General features: G+C 65.8%; 14 protein-coding genes and 1 pseudogene. 8 read left to right on the forward strand and 7 right to left on the reverse strand.

The features are described from left to right. The first annotated feature begins 32 nt into the window (after positions 1-32). Positions 33-2,373: pseudogene (gene metE, locus R5O87_RS00680) on the forward strand (5-methyltetrahydropteroyltriglutamate--homocysteine S-methyltransferase). Positions 2,374-2,507: 134 nt separating this feature from the next. Here the strand turns inward: metE and R5O87_RS00685 are convergent. After that, a complete protein-coding gene (locus R5O87_RS00685; RefSeq protein WP_331572979.1) occupies positions 2,508-3,017 on the reverse strand; it encodes a DUF2004 domain-containing protein in 510 nt (169 codons plus the stop codon). Positions 3,018-3,062: 45 nt separating this feature from the next. Beyond that, on the reverse strand, positions 3,063-3,980 hold the full coding sequence (locus R5O87_RS00690; protein ID WP_410556979.1) for a LysR family transcriptional regulator: 918 nt from the start codon (positions 3,978-3,980) through the stop codon (positions 3,063-3,065). Between the two features lie 125 nt (positions 3,981-4,105). On the opposite strand from R5O87_RS00690, the gene R5O87_RS00695 reads away from it, so the two are divergent. The 7 genes from R5O87_RS00695 (at position 4,106) to nrdF (ending at position 12,190) form a co-directional block, all read left to right on the forward strand. Next, a complete protein-coding gene (locus R5O87_RS00695) occupies positions 4,106-5,530 on the forward strand; it encodes an NAD(P)/FAD-dependent oxidoreductase (RefSeq protein ID WP_410556980.1) in 1,425 nt (474 codons plus the stop codon). After that, positions 5,527-6,252, forward strand: a complete 726-nt coding sequence (locus tag R5O87_RS00700; protein ID WP_410556981.1) for a DUF1365 domain-containing protein — start codon at positions 5,527-5,529, stop codon at positions 6,250-6,252. Before R5O87_RS00695 ends, R5O87_RS00700 begins: the two co-directional genes overlap by 4 nt. A gap of 86 nt (positions 6,253-6,338) precedes the next feature. Next, complete coding sequence (locus tag R5O87_RS00705; protein ID WP_410556983.1) at positions 6,339-7,634, forward strand: class I SAM-dependent methyltransferase; 1,296 nt, start codon at positions 6,339-6,341, stop codon at positions 7,632-7,634. Between the two features lie 487 nt (positions 7,635-8,121). Further along, positions 8,122-8,367 (forward strand): glutaredoxin-like protein NrdH, encoded by a 246-nt coding sequence (gene nrdH / locus R5O87_RS00710; RefSeq protein WP_076802586.1) that lies wholly within the window; start codon positions 8,122-8,124, stop codon positions 8,365-8,367. Between the two features lie 55 nt (positions 8,368-8,422). Then, a complete protein-coding gene (gene nrdI / locus R5O87_RS00715) occupies positions 8,423-8,929 on the forward strand; it encodes a class Ib ribonucleoside-diphosphate reductase assembly flavoprotein NrdI (protein WP_410556984.1) in 507 nt (168 codons plus the stop codon). 26 nt (positions 8,930-8,955) lie between these two features. Continuing rightward, a complete protein-coding gene (gene nrdE / locus R5O87_RS00720) occupies positions 8,956-11,112 on the forward strand; it encodes a class 1b ribonucleoside-diphosphate reductase subunit alpha (protein WP_410556986.1) in 2,157 nt (718 codons plus the stop codon). A 103-nt stretch (positions 11,113-11,215) separates the two neighbouring features. Beyond that, the gene (gene nrdF / locus R5O87_RS00725; protein ID WP_377965731.1) at positions 11,216-12,190 is read left to right on the forward strand and encodes a class 1b ribonucleoside-diphosphate reductase subunit beta; all 975 of its coding nucleotides are present in this window, start codon (positions 11,216-11,218) and stop codon (positions 12,188-12,190) included. A gap of 89 nt (positions 12,191-12,279) precedes the next feature. On the opposite strand, the gene R5O87_RS00730 is transcribed toward nrdF, so the two are convergent. The 5 genes from R5O87_RS00730 to R5O87_RS00750 form a co-directional block, all read right to left on the reverse strand. After that, positions 12,280-12,717 (reverse strand): hypothetical protein, encoded by a 438-nt coding sequence (locus R5O87_RS00730; RefSeq protein ID WP_410556988.1) that lies wholly within the window; start codon positions 12,715-12,717, stop codon positions 12,280-12,282. 33 nt (positions 12,718-12,750) lie between these two features. Beyond that, positions 12,751-13,128, reverse strand: a complete 378-nt coding sequence (locus R5O87_RS00735; protein ID WP_410556990.1) for an Hpt domain-containing protein — start codon at positions 13,126-13,128, stop codon at positions 12,751-12,753. Then, complete coding sequence (locus tag R5O87_RS00740; protein ID WP_410556991.1) at positions 13,103-13,735, reverse strand: signal peptidase I; 633 nt, start codon at positions 13,733-13,735, stop codon at positions 13,103-13,105. Before R5O87_RS00740 ends, R5O87_RS00735 begins: the two co-directional genes overlap by 26 nt. Positions 13,736-13,822: 87 nt before the next feature. Next, complete coding sequence (locus R5O87_RS00745; RefSeq protein ID WP_410556992.1) at positions 13,823-14,446, reverse strand: hypothetical protein; 624 nt, start codon at positions 14,444-14,446, stop codon at positions 13,823-13,825. A 206-nt stretch (positions 14,447-14,652) separates the two neighbouring features. Next, on the reverse strand, positions 14,653-18,375 hold the full coding sequence (locus R5O87_RS00750) for an Ig-like domain-containing protein (RefSeq protein WP_410556993.1): 3,723 nt from the start codon (positions 18,373-18,375) through the stop codon (positions 14,653-14,655). Positions 18,376-18,582 lie beyond the last annotated feature (207 nt).

Genomic DNA, 18,582 nt, shown 5'->3' on the forward strand with positions numbered 1-18,582 from the left:
AACGATTTTTCGCAACGATTTTAGGAATTCACATGACTGAACAGAGCCCCGTGCAGAGCACGTCCTTCCCGTCCGCCTCGATCCTGGGCTACCCGCGCATCGGCCGCCGCCGCGAACTGAAGAAGGCCGTGGAGGCATACTGGGCCGGCAAGATCGACGCCGCGGCACTGGACGCCGCCGCCAAGGAAATCCAGCTGGGCACCGCCAAGCGCCTTCAGGGCCTCGGCCTTACCGAAGCCGCGGCGGTTCCGGGCACGTTCTCCTTCTACGACCAGGTGCTCGACGCCGCCGCCCACGTCGGCGCCGTCCCGGCCCGTTTCGGCAACCTCCTCAACGCTGAGGGACAGCTGGACATTGATGGCTACTTCGCCCTGGCCCGCGGCAACAAGGAACAGCAGCCGCTGGAAATGACCAAGTGGTTCGACACCAACTACCACTACCTGGTGCCGGAAATCGGCCCGGAGACCAACTTCGCGCTGACCTCCAGCCGCATCGTTGAAGAGTTCGAATACGCACTCGCCAACGGCGTAGAGACCCGCCCGTACATCGTGGGCCCGGTCACCTTCCTGCTGCTGAGCAAGGCTTCCGACGACGCCCCCGCCGGCTTCAGCCCGCTGTCCCGCCTCGAGGACGTCCTCCCGGTCTACACCGCCCTGCTCGGGAAGCTGGCCGCTGCCGGCGCCAGCTGGGTCCAGCTGGACGAGCCGGCCTTGGTGGTGGACCAGGACACCCCGGAACAGGAGATCGAGGCCGCGGTTGCCCGCGCCTACGAGGTCCTCACCGCTGCCGCCGGCCGCCCGCAGCTGTTCGTCTCCACGCCGTACGGCGCACTGCACGGCCAGCTCGGCACCCTCGCCGCCACCAACATCGACGCCCTGCACATCGACGTCTTCAAGGGCGAGGTTCCCTCCGCCGCGGCACTGGCTGCGCTGGGCACCAAGACCCTCGTCGCCGGCGTCGTGGACGGCCACAACATCTGGCGCAACGACCTGCAGCTCGGCCAACAAGATCGCCGAGCTGCAGAGGAGCGTCGCCAAGCTGGCCATCAGCACCTCCACCTCCACCCAGCACGTCCCGCACGACGTTGAGGAAGAGGTCCAGCTGTCCGATCAGCTCCGCAGCTGGCTGGCGTTCGCCGACCAGAAGGCCGTTGAGGTTGTCACCCTCGCCGGCCTGCTGACCGATGCCGCCGCAGTCCAGCCGGCCATCGACGAGGCCACCCGCGTCATCGCCTCCCGCGCCGAAGCCGAGGGTGTCCGCCGCGCCGACGTCCGTGCCCGGACCGAGGCCCTGACTCTGGCCGACTTCAACCGCTCCGAGTACAAGGTCCGCGAAGCCGCCCAGGAAGCAGCACTGCAGCTGCCGCCGCTGCCGACCACTACCATCGGCTCCTTCCCGCAGACCTCGGAAATCCGTTCGGCCCGCGCCCGCAACAACAAGGGCGACCTGACCGACGAGCAGTACGGGCAGCTCATGAAGGACGAGATCAAGCGCGTCGTCGAGCTGCAGGAAGAGCTCGGCTATGACGTCCTGGTGCACGGCGAGCCCGAGCGCAACGACATGGTCCAGTACTTCGCCGAGAACCTCGAAGGCTTCGACGTCACCGTCCACGGCTGGGTCCAGTCCTACGGCTCCCGCTGCACCCGTCCGTCGATCCTGTGGGGCGACGTCACCCGCAGCGCCCCCATCACGGTGGAATGGGCCAAATACGCCCAGTCGCTGACCAACAAGCCGATGAAGGGCATGCTGACCGGTCCGGTCACCATCCTGGCCTGGTCCTTCGTCCGCGACGACCAGCCGCTGGGCGAGACCGCCAACCAGGTGGGCCTGGCGCTGCGCGACGAGATCGCCGATCTCGAAGCCGCAGGCATCAAGATCATCCAGGTTGATGAGCCCGCCCTGCGTGAACTGCTCCCGCTGCGCAAGGCCGACCAGCCCGCGTACCTGGACTGGTCCGTCAACTCCTTCCGCCTGGCCACCGCCGGCGCAGCCGACGCAACGCAGATCCACACCCACCTGTGCTACTCCGAGTTCGGTGTGATCATCGACGCGATCGACGGCCTGGACGCCGACGTGACCTCGATCGAGGCCGCTCGGTCCCGCATGGAGGTCGTCCACGACCTCGAGTCCCACGGCTTCGGCCGCGGCGTCGGACCCGGCGTGTACGACATCCACTCGCCGCGCGTTCCGGGCGAGCAGGAAGTCACCGAACTGCTGAGCACCGCCGTGAAGCACGTTCCGTCCCGCCAGCTCTGGGTCAACCCGGACTGCGGCCTAAAGACCCGCGGCTACGCCGAGACCGAAGCGTCCCTGCGTAACCTGGTCGCGGCCACCAAGACGGTCCGCGCCGAGCTGCTGCAGGAAGCCAAGTAGTAAAAAGCACCACGAACCAAGCGGCGCCCGTCACGAAAGGTGGCGGGCGCCGCCGTCGTTTTTAACCATCGACTGCTGAGAAGGCGCCGTTTTCAATGCCCATAAGGGCAGTTATGGAGCAATCGATGGGAGGGTCAGGACTCCCAGACGATCTCGTCGTCGACCACGCCGTCCTCGTCCGCCGAGGCCACCAGGACCTCGTCCGTGAAGTGCTCGCCCAGGGTGAAGTCCAGAACGAAGTAGCGCTCCGGCTGGCCGGGGTAGATCCCCACGTGGCCCAGTTTCAGGGCCTTGAGGAACACGGCATTGGTGAGCTGGCTTTTCTCCTTGACGCCGAAGATCTTCTGCAGGTGCTCGTCCTTGATGGCGTTGCAGTGGAAGCGAAGGTATTCCTGCGGGCTGGTGCCCTCCTGCTCGAGCTCCTCGGCAATCATTTCCCTGACCTCGTCCACGAGCTCGGGGAGGTACCGGAGGCGGTAGTCCACTTTGTGCATGGCCGCTTCGTCGAAGTGGTCATGGGCGTTGATGTTGAGGTCCAGCTCAAGGCGTTGGCCGGCCAGCTCGTGCTCCGCGGCAATGTTATGGTCCCTGCCGTGGTTCAGCTCGATTACTCCGAAGTGCTGGCTCGCTACCTTGGTGGTCATATCTTCAACATAGACCCGAAAAGCAGAGCATTCCAGCTTCGGGGATCATTTAACTGACTGCCCCAGGCTGCCCATCGTTTCGGCCAGCAGGTCCACGAACAGCTGCACCCGGGCCGTCTTCTTGTCATTGATGAGCAGCGCGAAGACGTTGCGGGCCAGCCGGATTTCCGGAACGTCCAGCACCACGACGCCGGCGGGCCGGTGGAGCAGCGCAAGCTCCGGGACCAGTGCAGCGCCCAGCCCGGCGGCGGCCATTTCCAGGCTGGCGTGGAAATCGTCGCTGTAGGCCACCACTCTGGGATGGAGATTGCAGCCCGCGAAGAGCCGCTCTATGACGGTGGCATCGCTCGTGCCCGGATGGTGCATGATCCAGGGCATGTCCGAGAGATGGTCCGCCGCCACTTTCGCGTCGGTGCGGAAACCCCAGCCGGAGGGAAGGACCACGCGGAAATTGTCGTCGCCGATCCATTGCCGGTTGATGGTGTGCGGCCAGGCCAGCCCGGACTGTCCCACCTGGTACACGAGCGCCACATCGGTGTCGCCGCCGGTGCGCAGGCCCTGGATGGTCTGGGCGGGTTCCGCCACGGAAACCCTGAGGTCGATGCCCAGTCCTTTCCAGGCGGGACTGCGCAGGATCCGCGGCAGGACATAGGTGGCCAGGCTCGGGAAGATGCCCAGCCGGAGCTCCTGGCTGGTGGTGTCCTGCGTTTTGGAGGCTGCCGCCATCAGCGCCTCGATGTCCGTAAGCACTTTGGCTGCGTGGCGCGCCATCACCATCGCCGCGTCGGTGGGAACCACGCTCCGGGCCGAGCGCTGGAACAGCCGGACGCCGGTGTCCCGCTCCAGGGCGGACATCTGCTGGGACACCGCCGAGGCGGTGTAGCCAAGCCGGGCTGCCGCGGCGGCGAAGGAACCCAGCCGCGTCACCTCAAGAAGCGTCCTCAAATGCACGGGGTTGACCACCAGCCAACCTTACTCCGGGTGCTTTGGGACGGGAAAAAGACTCCGCACCCATCCGGCACGCCGGACTGCTCCGAATAGCCGTTGACTACCCGAATCACGGCAACTGTTCAGCAGAGGAGCAAAAATTGTCACCGAGCCCAGCACGGAGTGCAGACGAAGGGCGGCATGTCGCCGTCGTCGGCAGCGGGGTGGCGGGCCTGACGGCCGCGCACATCCTCAGCCGCCGGGACCATGTGACCCTTTTCGAGGCTGATGCCCGGCCGGGCGGACACGCCCACACGCACGACGTGCGGCAGGAGTCGGGGAGCCTGGCCGTGGACACCGGCTTCATTGTGCACAACAACCGCACCTACCCCAACCTCATCCGGCTGTTCAGCGAGCTCGGGGTGGAAACGCAGGATTCGGACATGACCATGAGCATCCGCTGCGACGGCTGCGGCCTGGAATATGCGGGGGCAAAGGGCGCCGCGGGTGTCTTTGCCCGGCCCGGCAACCTCGCGCGGCCCCGGTTCCTGCTGATGCTTGCCGAGATCCTGCGGTTCTGGCGGAAGGCCGGGGCACTGCTGGCCAGCACTGCCGACGGCGCACCGCGGCCCGGTGGACCGCGTGCCGGTGCGTCGCGGCTCAATGGGCCGGAGGAAACGCTGGGCGAGTTCCTTGAACGCGAACAGTTCAGTGGCTACTTCACCTCGCACTTCATGGCGCCGGTGGTCAGCGCTGTCTGGTCCTGCGACCCCACCACGGCGCTGGCCTATCCCGCCCGGTACCTCTTCACCTTCCTTGACCACCACGGCATGCTGGGCATCAAGGGCTCGCCGCAGTGGAAGACGGTGAAGGGCGGGTCCCGGCGCTATGTTGACCGCGTGGTCGAAGGCCTCCAGGACGTCCGGCTCTCCAGCGCCGTCCTCGCCGTGCGCCGGATCCCCACCGGAGTGGAGATCACGACGGCGGCCGGAACCGAACACTTCGACGGCGCGGTCATCGCGGCCCACCCGCGCGAAGCACTCGCCGTGCTGGCCGAACCGACGCCGGCGGAGGTCCAGGTTCTTGGGAACATCCCCTATTCCGTGAACCACATCAAGTTCCACCGTGATCCGGCGGTGCTGCCGCGCAGCCGCGCCGCCCGCGCGTCGTGGAATTACCGGCTGCCCTCCTGCACCGCCCGCCCCGGACACGTGCTGGTCAGCTACGACCTCAGCCGGCTGCAGCGGCTCACGCCCCACGACGGCGGCAGCTACATCGTGAGCCTCGGCGAATCGGACCTCATCGAACCGGAGTCAGTGCTGCAGGACCTCGTCTACGAGCACCCGCAGTACACGCCCGACTCCGTGGCCGCGCAGGAGCGCCTGGCGGAGCTGGGCGACCACCGGCTGGCCTTCGCGGGGGCCTACCACGGCTGGGGTTTCCACGAGGACGGCGCCGCCTCCGGTGTGCGGGCGGCGGCGCAGCTGGGCCGCGAGTGGGAGGATCCCTTCGCTGCGGAGCCGGACTCCTCCGGAACGGAGGCCGCGGCATCCGGTGCCGGGCACGCCGCGGAGCCTGTGCCATGACCGCGGCAATCTACCGGACCAGCATCCGCCATGTGCGGCGTGATCCGCTGAAGAATGCCTTCACCTACCGCAGCTACAGCTGGTACGTGGACCTTGATGAGCTGCCGGAACTGCCCTGGTGGCTGCGGCCCCTCGCCGGGTTCCATGCGAAGGACCATTTAGGGGATCCCGCCGCGAGCATCCGGGCGAACGTGGACCGCTTCCTTGCCGTGCACGGCGAAGAGCACGACGGCGGTACGGTCACCATGCTGGCCAGCGCCAGGGTGCTGGGACACGTGTTCAACCCGATCAGCATCTTCTGGTGCCACGGTTCCGGCGGCTCACTGCGTGCTGTCATAGCCGAGGTCCACAACACGTACGGCGAACGGCACTGCTACCTCCTGCACCCTGACGGCGCCGGCGGCGCCCGGGCCGACAAGGAATTTTTCGTGTCCCCGTTCAACGGGGTGGACGGCAGCTACCGGATGAGCCTGCCGGAGCCGGCGGACAAACTCGCCATTGCCGTGGTGCTGGAGCGCGCCGGACGGAAGCCCTTCACCGCCACCATGACCGGCGACCGCCGGCCCGCCACACCCCGCAGCATCCTCGCGGCGGCGGCTGCAGTCCCGCTCGCGCCGTTCCGCGTTGTCCTGCAGATCCGCTGGCAGGGAATCAAACTCTGGGCCCGCGGGTTGCCCGTCACCCGCCGTCCCGACCACCGAGCACAGGAGGCCGTCTCGTGACTCTCACAGATCCGTCGTACACAGATCCGTCATACCCAGATCCCTCAGTCGGGGACCCTTCGCACGGGGTCCGGCACAGTGGAAACATGCCAGGCGGGGCCTCCCGCGTGCCGCCGGCGCCGGCGGCCATCGACGCGGAGGTGTGGCCCGGCGTCGCGCGTCCGCCTGCCGGGATCAAGGCGCAGCTGGCCGGCAAGGCGGCCGGCTCACTGTTCCAGGCGGCCGTCCGCCGGCTGCCGCTCCGGGTGGAATACCCCGACGGGAAGGTGCTGGGCAACGGGGATGCTGAGGCCCCGGTGATGACCATGGTGCGTCCGGAGGGCTTCGCGGTCCGGATCGGCGACAACGGGCTGATCGGACTGGGGGAGTCCTTCATGGCGGGGGACTGGGAGGCGTCAGACCTTGCCGGCGTCCTTGAGGTCTTTGCCTCATCGGTGGACACGCTCATCCCCGTCCCGTTGCAGAAACTCCGGAATCTGTATCTGCCGAGGGCGCCCCGCCAGGAGCGCAACACCGAGCAGAACACCCGCGGCAACATCTCCCGGCACTATGACCTCTCCAACGAGCTGTTCGCCAGCTTCCTGGACAGCACCATGAGCTACTCCTCGGCGCTGTTCCCGGCGTCGGCCGGCCATCTGGCGGGGGTGGGCTGGGAGGCCCTGGCCGGTGCGCAGCAGGCCAAGGTCGACAGGCTGCTGGACAAGGCCGGCGTGAGGGAGGGCACCCGGCTGCTGGAGATCGGCACCGGCTGGGGCGAACTGGCCCTGCGGGCCGCAGCCCGGGGCGCCAGCGTGTACACGGTCACGCTGTCCAGCGAGCAGCAGGCGCTTGCGCAGCAGCGGATCGAGGAGGCCGGCTTCTCCGGTCAGGTCACTGTCGGGCTGCAGGACTACCGTGCCGTGGAAGGCGAGTATGACGCCGTCGTGTCCGTGGAGATGATCGAAGCGGTGGGCTACGAATACTGGCCCGTCTACTTCCAGACCATCGACCGGCTGCTGGCACCCGGCGGCAAGGTGGCCATCCAGGCCATCACCATGCCGCACGGGCGGATGCTTGCCACCCGCAGTGCCTACACGTGGGTGCACAAGTACATCTTCCCGGGCGGATTCCTGCCGTCGGTGCGGGCGATCGAGACAGTCACGGAGCAGCACACCACCCTGCGGGTGCGTGAGCGCCGGGGGATGGGTGACCACTATGCAGTCACGCTCCGGCTGTGGGAGGAACGCTTCCTGCAGCGGGCCGCGGAAGTGCGGGGGCTCGGATTCGACGAGGTCTTCCAGCGGATGTGGCTGTTCTACTTGTGCTACTCACGGGCAGGCTTCCAGTCCGGATACCTGGACGTGCAGCAAATCGTGCTGGACCGCAGGGAGGCACAGCTGTAGCCCGTCTCATGTCCGCCGGGAGGTGCAGCACCGGCCCGGCGTTCGCTTAATCACAGTGGGGGTCCCGAAGCATGCTTCGGGACCCCCACTGTTGTGTTCCGGGCCACCCAAAAGGTGCCGTCAGGGGCGCCGCGACACGCCGTCTCCGGCACGACACGCTGACGTTTAAATGTGTCTAACTACTCCACAGGGTGTGGATTCCGTCCGCGAAAAACCCGGAAATCCGGACATTTTGAGGGCCCCGGCCTGTGGATTAAAAGTGCATTAAATGACATACTTGTAATACATCATCTTGGGGTCCCGTCCGGGGCCGCGCACTACATGTAGTATCGACATACAGATTGAGCGGGAGACCGGCGCAGCCAGTACTGGACGGTAAGGTCCGGGCAGAGTCCACCGCTACGATGCCAGAGATTTAAAGACAGAGACACCAGCAAGGTCTCAGAAGAGTGCAGCAGCAGTGACTTCAACAAAGGGGACAGGAACCATGACCGTTACGGTTTACACCAAGCCGGCTTGCGTACAGTGCAACGCTACCTACCGTGCACTGGACAAGAAGGGCATCGCCTACCAGAGCGTTGACATCTCCCAGGACGCGGACGCCCTTGAGCGCCTGAAGTCGCTCGGTTACATGCAGGCGCCGGTCGTGGTTACGGACCAGGACCACTGGTCCGGTTTCCGCCCGGACAAGATCGAAGAGCTGGCGCTCAGCGCGTCCGCTTCCGTGGCCTAAGGCTGCGCCCACGCCGTTTCCGGCAAAGAATTCCCAAGTAGATGAGGTGACTCGCATGGCTGCGCCGGCACTTGCCGATGCGCCGGCCGCAGCCCGCGCTGCGGACACGACGCCCGTCAATCAGACACCGTCCGTGAACCAGACCCACAGCCGCCTCATCTACTTCTCCTCGGCCTCCGAGAACACCAAACGCTTCATCGAGAAGCTTGGTGCGGACGCCGCCAGGATCCCCCTGCATGTGAAGGACGAACCCGTCGTTGCCTGTGAGCCGTTCGTGCTCGTGGTCCCCACCTACGGCGGGACAGGCGGCGAGGGTTCAGTGCCGAAACAGGTCATCAGGTTCCTGAACAACCCGGAAAACCGGCGCCTGCTCCGTGGCGTCATTGGGGCCGGAAACACGAATTTCGGGGACAACTACTGCATGGCAGGCGACATCATCGCCGCCAAGTGCAAGGTCCCCCACCTATACAGGTTCGAACTCATGGGCACGCCGGAAGACGTCTCCCGTGTACAAGAAGGATTGGAAGAGTTTTGGACACGACTGTCGCAGACACAGAAGTAACCAGGCCCGAAGGAAAGGACGCGTCCATGGACACGGCTGTTGAAAAGCAGGAGAAGCCGGCGCTCCCCGCTGCCTACAAGGGCCTGGGCTACCACGAGCTGAACGCGATGCTGAACCTGTACGGTCCGAACGGCGAAATCCAGTTCGAGGCCGACCGCGAGGCTGCCCACCAGTACTTCCTGCAGCACGTGAACAACAACACGGTCTTCTTCCATGATCTCGAGGAGAAGCTCGACTACCTGGTGAAGAACCAGTACTACGAGCGCGAAACCCTCGACCAGTACACGATGAACTTCATCCGTGACCTCTTCAACCGGGCCTACAAGAAGAAGTTCCGCTTCGAGACCTTCCTGGGCGCCTTCAAGTTCTACACGTCCTACACGCTGAAGACGTTCGACGGCAAGCGCTTCCTGGAGCGCTACGAGGACCGCGTCTGCATGGTCGCCCTGCACCTGGCCCGCGGCAACGAGCAGCTGGCCACCCAGATGGTCGACGAGATCATCGAGGGCCGCTTCCAGCCCGCCACCCCGACGTTCCTGAACGCCGGCAAGAAGCAGCGCGGCGAGCTGGTCTCCTGCTTCCTGCTCCGCATCGAGGACAACATGGAGTCGATCGGCCGCTCCATCAACTCCGCCCTGCAGCTGTCCAAGCGCGGCGGCGGTGTGGCGTTCGCACTAACCAACATCCGCGAGGTCGGTGCGCCGATCAAGCAGATCGAGAACCAGTCCTCCGGCGTCATCCCCGTGATGAAGCTCCTCGAAGACAGCTTCTCCTACGCCAACCAGCTCGGTGCCCGCCAGGGCGCCGGTGCCGTGTACCTGCACGCCCACCACCCGGACATCTACCGGTTCCTGGACACCAAGCGGGAGAACGCGGACGAGAAGATCCGCATCAAGACCCTGTCGCTCGGCGTCGTCATCCCGGACATCACCTTCGAGCTGGCCAAGAAGGACGAGGACATGTACCTGTTCTCGCCGTACGACGTCGAACGTGTCTACGGGATGCCGTTCTCCGATGTCTCGGTCACCGAGAAGTACTACGAGATGGTGGACGATTCCCGGATCAAGAAGACCAAGATCAAGGCGCGCGAGTTCTTCCAGACCCTCGCCGAGATCCAGTTCGAATCCGGCTACCCGTACATCATGTTCGAGGACACCGTTAACCGGGAAAACCCGATCGACGGCAAGATCATCATGTCCAACCTGTGCTCGGAGATCCTCCAGGTCTCGCAGCCCACGACGTACCACGATGATCTGTCCTATGACGAGACCGGCAAGGACATTTCCTGCAACCTGGGCTCGCTGAACATCGCGAAGACCATGGATTCGCCGGACTTCGGCCTGACCATCGAGACGGCGATCCGCTCGCTCTCGGCTGTCTCGGACATGTCCAACATCACCTCGGTGCCGTCCATCGCCCGCGGCAACGACCAGTCGCACGCCATCGGCCTGGGCCAGATGAACCTGCACGGCTACCTGGCGCGTGAGCGGGTCCACTACGGCTCCGAAGAGGGCCTGGACTTCACCAACATCTACTTCTACTCCGTGGTGTTCCACGCGGTCCGCGCGTCGAACCTGCTCTCCATCGAGACCGGCCAGACGTTCGGCGGCTTCGAGAAGTCCAAGTACGCGTCGGGCGAGTTCTTTGACAAGTACATCGAGCAGGAGTGGGTGCCGCAGACCAAGAAGGTCCGGGAGCTCTTCAAGGACGTGCACATCCCCACGCAGGATGACTGGCGCGAGCTGAAGGCCTCGGTCATGGAGCACGGCATCTACAACCAGAACCTGCAGGCTGTTCCGCCGACCGGTTCGATCTCCTACATCAACAACTCCACCTCCTCGATCCACCCGGTGGCCTCCAAGATTGAGATCCGCAAGGAAGGCAAGATCGGCCGCGTTTACTACCCGGCGCCGTACCTGACGAACGACAACCTGGAGTACTACCAGGACGCGTACGAGATCGGCTACGAGAAGATCATCGACACCTACGCCGCTGCCACCAAGCACGTGGACCAGGGCCTGTCGCTGACGCTGTTCTTCAAGGACACCGCCACCACCCGCGACATCAACAAGGCGCAGATCTACGCCTGGCGCAAGGGCATCAAGACCATCTACTACATCCGTCTCCGCCAGCTCGCGCTGGAGGGCACGGAAGTGGAGGGTTGCGTTTCCTGCATGCTCTGACCGCTGGTCGAGCCTGTCGGGACAAAGGCCACGTACGACGGCGGGTGCCCGCCCGTCGTCGTACGCTTTAAGTAAGAACCAACCCAACTTTTTAGGGGATGACATGACCGAGAAGGTCAAGCTGCTGAGCCACGTCGAGGCCATCAACTGGAACCGCATCCAGGACGACAAGGACGTTGAGGTCTGGAACCGCCTCGTCAACAACTTCTGGCTGCCGGAGAAGGTGCCGCTGTCCAACGACGTCCAGTCATGGAACACGCTGACCCCGGCTGAACAGCAGCTGACCATGCGCGTGTTTACCGGCCTGACCCTGCTGGACACCATCCAGGGCACCGTCGGCGCCGTCTCGCTGATTCCGGACGCGCTCACCCCGCACGAAGAAGCCGTGTACACGAACATCGCCTTCATGGAGGCCGTGCACGCCAAGAGCTACTCCTCGATCTTCTCCACCCTGTGCTCCACCAAGGAGATCGACGACGCCTTCCGCTGGTCCACCGAGAACGAGAACCTTCAGAAGAAGGCCCAGATCGTCATGGACTACTACCAGGGCGACGATCCCCTGAAGCGCAAGGTGGCCTCCACACTGCTGGAGAGCTTCCTGTTCTACTCCGGCTTCTACCTGCCGATGTACTGGTCCTCACGCGCCAAGCTGACGAACACGGCAGACCTGATCCGCCTCATCATCCGCGATGAGGCCGTGCACGGCTACTACATCGGCTACAAGTTCCAGCGCGGGCTGGAGACCGTTTCCGAGGCACGCCGGCAGGAGATCAAGGACTACACCTTCGAGCTGCTCTTCGAGCTGTACGAAAACGAAGTCCAGTACACGCACGACCTCTACGACGGCGTTGGCCTGGCCGAGGACGTCAAGAAGTTCCTGCACTACAACGCCAACAAGGCGCTGATGAACCTGGGCTACGAGGCCATGTTCCCGGCTTCCGTCACGGACGTGAACCCGGCCATCCTCTCGGCCCTGTCGCCGAACGCCGACGAGAACCACGACTTCTTCTCGGGTTCGGGCTCGTCCTACGTCATTGGCAAGGCCGTCAATACCGAGGATGAGGACTGGGACTTCTAGTTCTTTCTCTTCCTATTTCTTCTGGATGCATGAAGGGCCTCACGCGCGCGTGGGGCCCTTCATGCATCCCCGGCGGTGATGTCGTGGACTCAGCAGGTGACGGTGCCCTGGTAGGGGGTGCCGGTCCAGACGTTGCCGGGAGCTGCCGTGTAGTTGCCGCGGACTTGGTAGGTCCAGGTGCCCCTGGCTGCCGGGTGCGCAGAGTATGATCCGCCGGTGGTTTGAACTGCGGTGCCGTTCGGGTCGAGCAGGATGAACTGGTAGGACGTGGCCCGCGGGACCGTTCCGTAACTGTTGACGGTGACATCCAGGGCGCGGCCGTTGCCGCACGCGGCCGTGACGCTGGCGCCGACGGGTGCCGCGAGGGTCAGTGAGGAGGCGGTGACCTGGCCGGAAGTCTTGCCGGTGAATGTTGCCTGGGCGATGGCCGGCGCGCTCGCCAGCATCATCGCCATCCCGGTGACGGAGACGGCACGCCAGACCCGGGACACGTGCTTCGTGTCGGCGGGCGGGCGCTTTCTGGGCACAGGCTGCGGCTTTCGTCGTGGGCTGGCTGGGGGCTAGGTTAGCGGCGGGCGGGCGGCAAGGGCCTCATGGAGGTCCGGCAGGTGAAGGCTGATGTCCCGCGCCACGGCCAGGGCGCCTGCCATGTCAGCGATCACCAGGGCCTGCTCCAGTTTCCTGCAGAGCTGGCTCATCCGCAGCGCCCCGGCCATTGACGAAGCCGCCTTCAGGCTCAGTACTGCCTCGACGGCCTGGTGCCGGTTGCCGATTCCGACTTTTCGGATGACGCGGTCAACACGTGCCGGCAGCAGTGCGGCGTAGGCTGACGCGAACTGCTCCGCAGCCGCTGCCGAAGTGTCCTGTGCCAGCTCTCGGAGGCGTTCCGGGTCCAGGACCTGCGTCGGCGGTTCAGCCGGCGTCGTTCGCCGGCGCACCGTCTGCCCCGTCCCGGGGTCCGCGCGCAGAGTCGGGCCCCTTCCGCCAGATCCTGGCCAGCAGCATGAGCACCAAAATGCCTGGCGCCACGTACGTCAGGGCCATCAGGACCGCCGGTTCGCGCAGTGCCCGGATGGCTGTTCCAAGGTAGGGGACCGTGGCGGCGTGTACGTCCACCGTGTCGCCCTGGATGGTGGCCCGCCAGGGGTCTGCGCCGTTGTTGGCGTCCCCTTTGGTCCGTACCGTCGTGCTGCCGTTGGTGTTGCGCTTGAGGTCGACGATGCGGTGCGTCTCGACGCGCTGGTCTTCAACCGGAATTTTGTAGGTGATGACGTCCCCGGTCTTCAGGGCGCCGACCCGGGTTGGGACCGACACCACGACGTCGCCCGGGTTGATCAGCGGGGCCATGGAACCGGTGAGCATGGTGGACGTCTGGTAGCCCAGGAACCGCGGTCCGACGGCCAGGAACAGGAAGGCGGCAACCGCGACGACCATGAGCACGGTTGTCACCGTGCGGACCAGGATGCGGCCGGCCGTGCGGAGGGCGCCGGCAGCCGGAGCCGCCGGTTTCGCCAGTCCGGGTGCCGGGATTCCCGTCGCTGTCATGGCTGCCTGCCTTCCGGTGGGCCCCCTCCGCCGCTGTTGGGGGCCAGTCGGCGGAGGGGACGTGTGTGGGTTATTTGCCCGGGCCCGCTATTTGTCGGTGCCGGAGCGCTGGGTGCCGGTGAATGCCAGGTCGATGGTGCTGCTCTTGGCCTGGAAGGTGTTGTCGGCGCCCGTGGGCAGGGTCAGGGTGACCCGGAGGTTGTCGGTCTTGTTGGCCGCGACCGTGGTGAGGTTGGACAGCGGCAGGTCGGTGCCGATGACGGCGCGGGAAGCCAGTACGGTGCTCGCGGTGCCGCCGGAGCACGTGTGGGTGTAGGCCGGAGCGGTGCCTGCCTCGGTCCATGGGACGGAGCAGCTGTCGATGGTCAGCTGCAGTCCCGAGACCGGGTCGGTGTCCAGCTTGGAGGACGTCGGCGCCGTGGTGGTCAGCTTGATGCCGGCGAGGGCCTGGTTGCCGGCGGCGTTGGTCAGGGTGACCGCGCGCTGCACGGTGTCGCCCGGGACCAGTCCCGTGGCGGCCACACTGAGGCGATTCGCGGCGCCGGAGGAGCCGAGTGCGATAGCCACGGTGCCGGAGGAGACGTCGGTGGACGCGTTGGTGGTGGAGGTGAAGGCACCGTACGTGCCCAGGCCGGCGACGGCGGCGGCGGTGCCGACCAGTGCCAGGGAAGCGATGACCTTGCCGGTGGTGGAGTTCAGGTTGAGACCCATGTTGGCGAACGTCCGTTTCTTGAAGGAGTCCGACCCGCGGACTGCGTGTGACCGGTCTTCTCTGCCGGTGCTGACAAGTTTTCTCGCGAAACCTCAAGGATCAACGCGGCGCCCGGTCAAAACTCGATCAAGAAATTTCCGCCCTGACTCAACACAGGATCAAGAGAGCTGTGCCGGGGCACACGGACGCAGGTGGGGCCGCGGGTTCAGCCGCTGACTATTCCTGTCCGCGCCGTCCAGACCAGCCGACCGCCCCGGAAAGCCGACGCCCGGCCGGTGGGGACCGGGTATTCGTCGCTGACCGGGTAGCCGAGCCGGCCTTTCTCCCAGCCCAGTGATGCCCACTTGGCCCGGATCGCGCCGTGCACCTCGTGGGCGCCGGTCTTGGTGGACCAGTAGATCGAGGCTCCGCCCGAACCGGAGAAGTGGGTATACCGGCCGACCCCGTCCGGCGTGATTTTCTCGTCGGTGGTGGGGTAGCCGAGCGGGCCCTTCGTGGAACCCAGTGCTACCCATTTGGTCCGGATCGCACCGTGGACCTCATGCGCGCCGGTCTTGGGCGACCAGTAGACCGAGGCCCCGCCCGAACCGGAGAAGTGACTGTACTGGCCCACCCCGTCCGGCGTGGTCATCACGTCGGTCGTGGGGTAGCCGAGCTTGCCGCCTTCCCAACCCAGGGATGCCCACTCGGCCCGGACCGCGCCGTGCACCTCATGGGCGCCGGTCTTGGGCGACCAGTAGATCGAGCCTCCGCCCGAACCGGAGAAGTGGGTATACCGGCCGACCCCGTCCGGCGTGACTTTCTCGTCGGTGGTGGGGTAGCCGAGCAGGCCCTTCTCGGAACCCAGTGCTACCCATTTAGTCCGGATCGCACCGTGGACCTCATGCGCGCCGGTCTTGGGCGACCAGAAGACCGAAGCCCCGCCCGAACCCGAGAAGTCACTGTACTGCCCGGCCCCGTCTGCAGTTGCCGCCTGGTCGCCGGCCGGATAGCCGAGCAGGCCTTTCTCCCAGCCGAGTAACGCCCACTTGGCCCGGACGTCACCGTGGACCTCATGCGCACCAGTTTTCGGCGACCAGTAGATCGACGCCCCGCCCGAACCGGAAAAGTGGTTGTAGCGGCCTACGCCATCCGGCGTGATTTTCACGTCGGTAGTCGGGAAGCCGAGCATGCCAGCGGCGCCGCCCGCAGCCTTGTACCTGGTATAGATCGCCGCGTGGACCTCGTGTGCCCCTGTGGCCGGTGACCAGCAGATGATCCCTGCCACGAAGTCCTGGCACTTTCCCTCCGCGACGGCGTACTGTCCGGTGAGAGCCCGCCCGAGGGATGACGCCGGGCGGCCTGCGCCGATTTGTTGGGCCTTGACAGCGATTGGGTCGTCGGTGCCGTTGCCGGTGAGCATGACCTTCTGCTCGCCCTGGCCGTCATCCGTGGTGATCAGGTAGAAGGTGTCCTGCGTGCCTGCCTGCCCCAGCGCCGTCGGCGTGAACGTCACGCTCTGGAAGGCGGACTCACCAGGGGGAACGGTGATGCCCTCGGAGATCGGCGTCGTCGTGGAGAAGACACCCTGCGGTGCCTTCGCCTTGGTGATGGTCATCGGGATGTTGCCGCTGTTGAGGATGGTGAAGTCCGCCGTGGCCGATGTCCCGACGGGGACGTCCCCGAAGTCCAGGGACGGCGGCATCTCCAGGTGGGCGGCACCGGAAACGGCAGTTGCCGTCAGCCGCACGGTCACGGAACCGCGGTTACTGGTGATGACCAGCGAGTCAGTCACCGGGTCCGCCGTCGTCGGGCTGAATGTCACAGACACCGGAACCGAGGCGAGGGGCTGGATCTGCTGGCCAACCACCGGGAGCATGGCCGCGTCGGCGTTGAGCTCGGCATTGGCGGGCAGAGTGACGCCGGTGATCTCGACGGCGGTCGCGCCGGTGTTGACGATGTTGACAGTCTGCCGGCTGCTCGTCGGGATCGGCACGTCGGTGAACTGGAGCGCCGCGGGCGTGGCGCCCAGGCCGTCCCGTGTGCCAACGGCATGGATGCCGAGGGCAACGGTCTCGCCGTCGTTCGTCGTGACCGTCACTGCGCCGTCAGCCTGCCCGGGAGCTGTCGGCACGAAGGTCACCGGGACGGTAAGGCTGCTGCCGTTCGGCAGGTTCGCAGGGAGGCCGGCCGGAGTGCCGATCGCGAACGGTGCCCCTGTTGTAACCGAGCTGACCGTCACATCGCGGGTGGCCGTGATTGTGATGTTGCCGGTCTGGGTGGCACCCACTTCGGCGGTACCCAGGTCGGTGCCCGTGGCGCCCACGGCTGCAGTGGTCGGGGCGCCGAAGCCAAGCACATGGCCGTCGCGGGTGCCGACGTACACCCGGCCGTTGTCGGTGGCCACCGAGGAGAACTTGGCTGCCGTACCGATCGGGGCGCTGAACACCTGTTGCAGAGACCCGGTGCTGTCCGGGAGGGCGCGGTAGGCCCTGAGCTCCGCATTGACGCCGGTTCCTCCGGTGGAGTAGACCGCCCAGACAAGGGCGGTGGACCCGTCTGTGCCTGAGGAGGTCACTGCCGGCGCGCCGGACGTGTACCCGAACGTCCCCGTGGAGGTTCCGACGGAGGCCAGCCTGATCCCGCCCGCGCCGGTCGGCACCAGTTTGAATGCGCGCAGATAACCCCTGTTCTCGACGGTGTAGAGATACCCGCCGTCGTTTGTCCCCAAAAACGCGGGGCGTCCCCACACCCCGTTGTACGGTCCGGCTGCGTCCAGGACTGCGTCAGTTCCATCCGTCCCCTGCCCCATGCCGCCCAGGTTGTCACGGTCCAGCAGGTAGACGTGGCCGTCCTTGCCGACCTGGACCAGCAGGTGCGGGTGCTCTGCCGTGCCGTATCCGTCAGGGATGGCAATTGGCGCCCCGGAACCCAGATCGGTGTCGTTCTGGTCCAGCTTGAGGTTGTTGGCGGGGCTGAAGAAGTCGGTGGGGCTCAGGTTGCCGTCACTTCCAACCTGGACCCTGACCACGGATTCGGCCAGGGTGCCGGGAGGGGCCTTGCCCGGGCCGGCCTGCGGGGAGATGCCGTTCCCGGTGGCGAACAGGATCTTTCCGGGACCATCGGATACCAGTCCTCCGCCGGACTGCCAGATCCCGCCTTCCGCGTTGGCGTTGCCCGATTCGGTGGCCCACATGGTTGTCTGCCGTCCGCTGGTGGACACGCCGATGACATACCCGACGAAGGGGGTGTAGTCGCAGTGGCTGGCGAAGCCCGCGTACACCACCCCGTCCATGAGCAGCAGGCCTGGCCGCTGCATGGCGGTCATCGCATTGAAGGGGTGGGTCGGATCGTTGGTGGGGGCGCCGCTGATGAGGACGGGGAACCCGGGCCGTTCCGCCCCGGTCGCCTGGTCGAGGGAATGCATGTACCAGTGCGGGAGCTGCGGGGTCGGGCCGTCGTTCGTCTTTGCCAGCATGAAGATGCTGTTTGTTGCCGGGTCGAAGACGGGCGTGGAGGTGATGCCGATGTTTGGCGTGAGGTCACCGCAGCTCACTGTCGATGCCGGCCAGGCCGGCCCGAGGGAACGCTGCCACTTCGTTTCACCCGTGACGCCGTCCAGCCCGTAAACGGCGTTGTTTTCTGTCGCGGCAATCACCACACCGCCGACCACGAGGGGCTGGGCATACACCTGTCCGTCCACCGCCGTCGAGAACAGCTTGCCGAAGTTTGAGGACGAGACGGACGACGGCGACAGCGTGGTTTCGGTGTTATACCATCCGGTCCGCAGGGTATCGTGGCCAATTGTGCCGACGTCCGCTGCGGCGATGCCGCTGACAGACAGCCCGGCCGTCGCAAGGACTGCGGACAGAACGGCACTCCACGCGCTTCTCAGTTGCGGCCGCCAGGAGCGCCGGGTGGACAGCTTTGCAGCCGAGGCGCGAGTCAACGCCCCAGTTCCTTGTTGATCGCGCATGTTTGAGACCTGCTTCAGACCGTGCTTGGACTAGGCGCCGTGTCCGGTGCAGCTGGGGAATGCATCGGGCCCGGATGTCCTGAGTGGGGGCCTCCCAAACCTTCCGTTTCAGGACGGTCCCACTGTCTGTGCCGGGCCCTAGGAAAAAGTGGGGGTCAAGCCGCGGAAACTTAATTTCCA

This window comes from Arthrobacter globiformis, from assembly GCF_046536215.2.
In the GTDB taxonomy this organism is placed as follows: Bacteria; Actinomycetota; Actinomycetes; order Actinomycetales; family Micrococcaceae; genus Arthrobacter; species Arthrobacter globiformis_E.

Coding starts and splice junctions, on each gene's coding strand:
- R5O87_RS00705 (WP_410556983.1), top strand. CDS start 6,339: ATGCCAGGCGGGGCCTCCCGCGTGCCGCCGGCGCCGGCGGCCATCGAC.
- R5O87_RS00740 (WP_410556991.1), bottom strand. CDS start 13,735: ATGACAGCGACGGGAATCCCGGCACCCGGACTGGCGAAACCGGCGGCT.
- R5O87_RS00700 (WP_410556981.1), top strand. CDS start 5,527: ATGACCGCGGCAATCTACCGGACCAGCATCCGCCATGTGCGGCGTGAT.
- nrdF (WP_377965731.1), top strand. CDS start 11,216: ATGACCGAGAAGGTCAAGCTGCTGAGCCACGTCGAGGCCATCAACTGG.
- R5O87_RS00685 (WP_331572979.1), bottom strand. CDS start 3,017: ATGACCACCAAGGTAGCGAGCCAGCACTTCGGAGTAATCGAGCTGAAC.
- nrdE (WP_410556986.1), top strand. CDS start 8,956: ATGGACACGGCTGTTGAAAAGCAGGAGAAGCCGGCGCTCCCCGCTGCC.
- nrdI (WP_410556984.1), top strand. CDS start 8,423: ATGGCTGCGCCGGCACTTGCCGATGCGCCGGCCGCAGCCCGCGCTGCG.
- R5O87_RS00745 (WP_410556992.1), bottom strand. CDS start 14,446: ATGGGTCTCAACCTGAACTCCACCACCGGCAAGGTCATCGCTTCCCTG.
- nrdH (WP_076802586.1), top strand. CDS start 8,122: ATGACCGTTACGGTTTACACCAAGCCGGCTTGCGTACAGTGCAACGCT.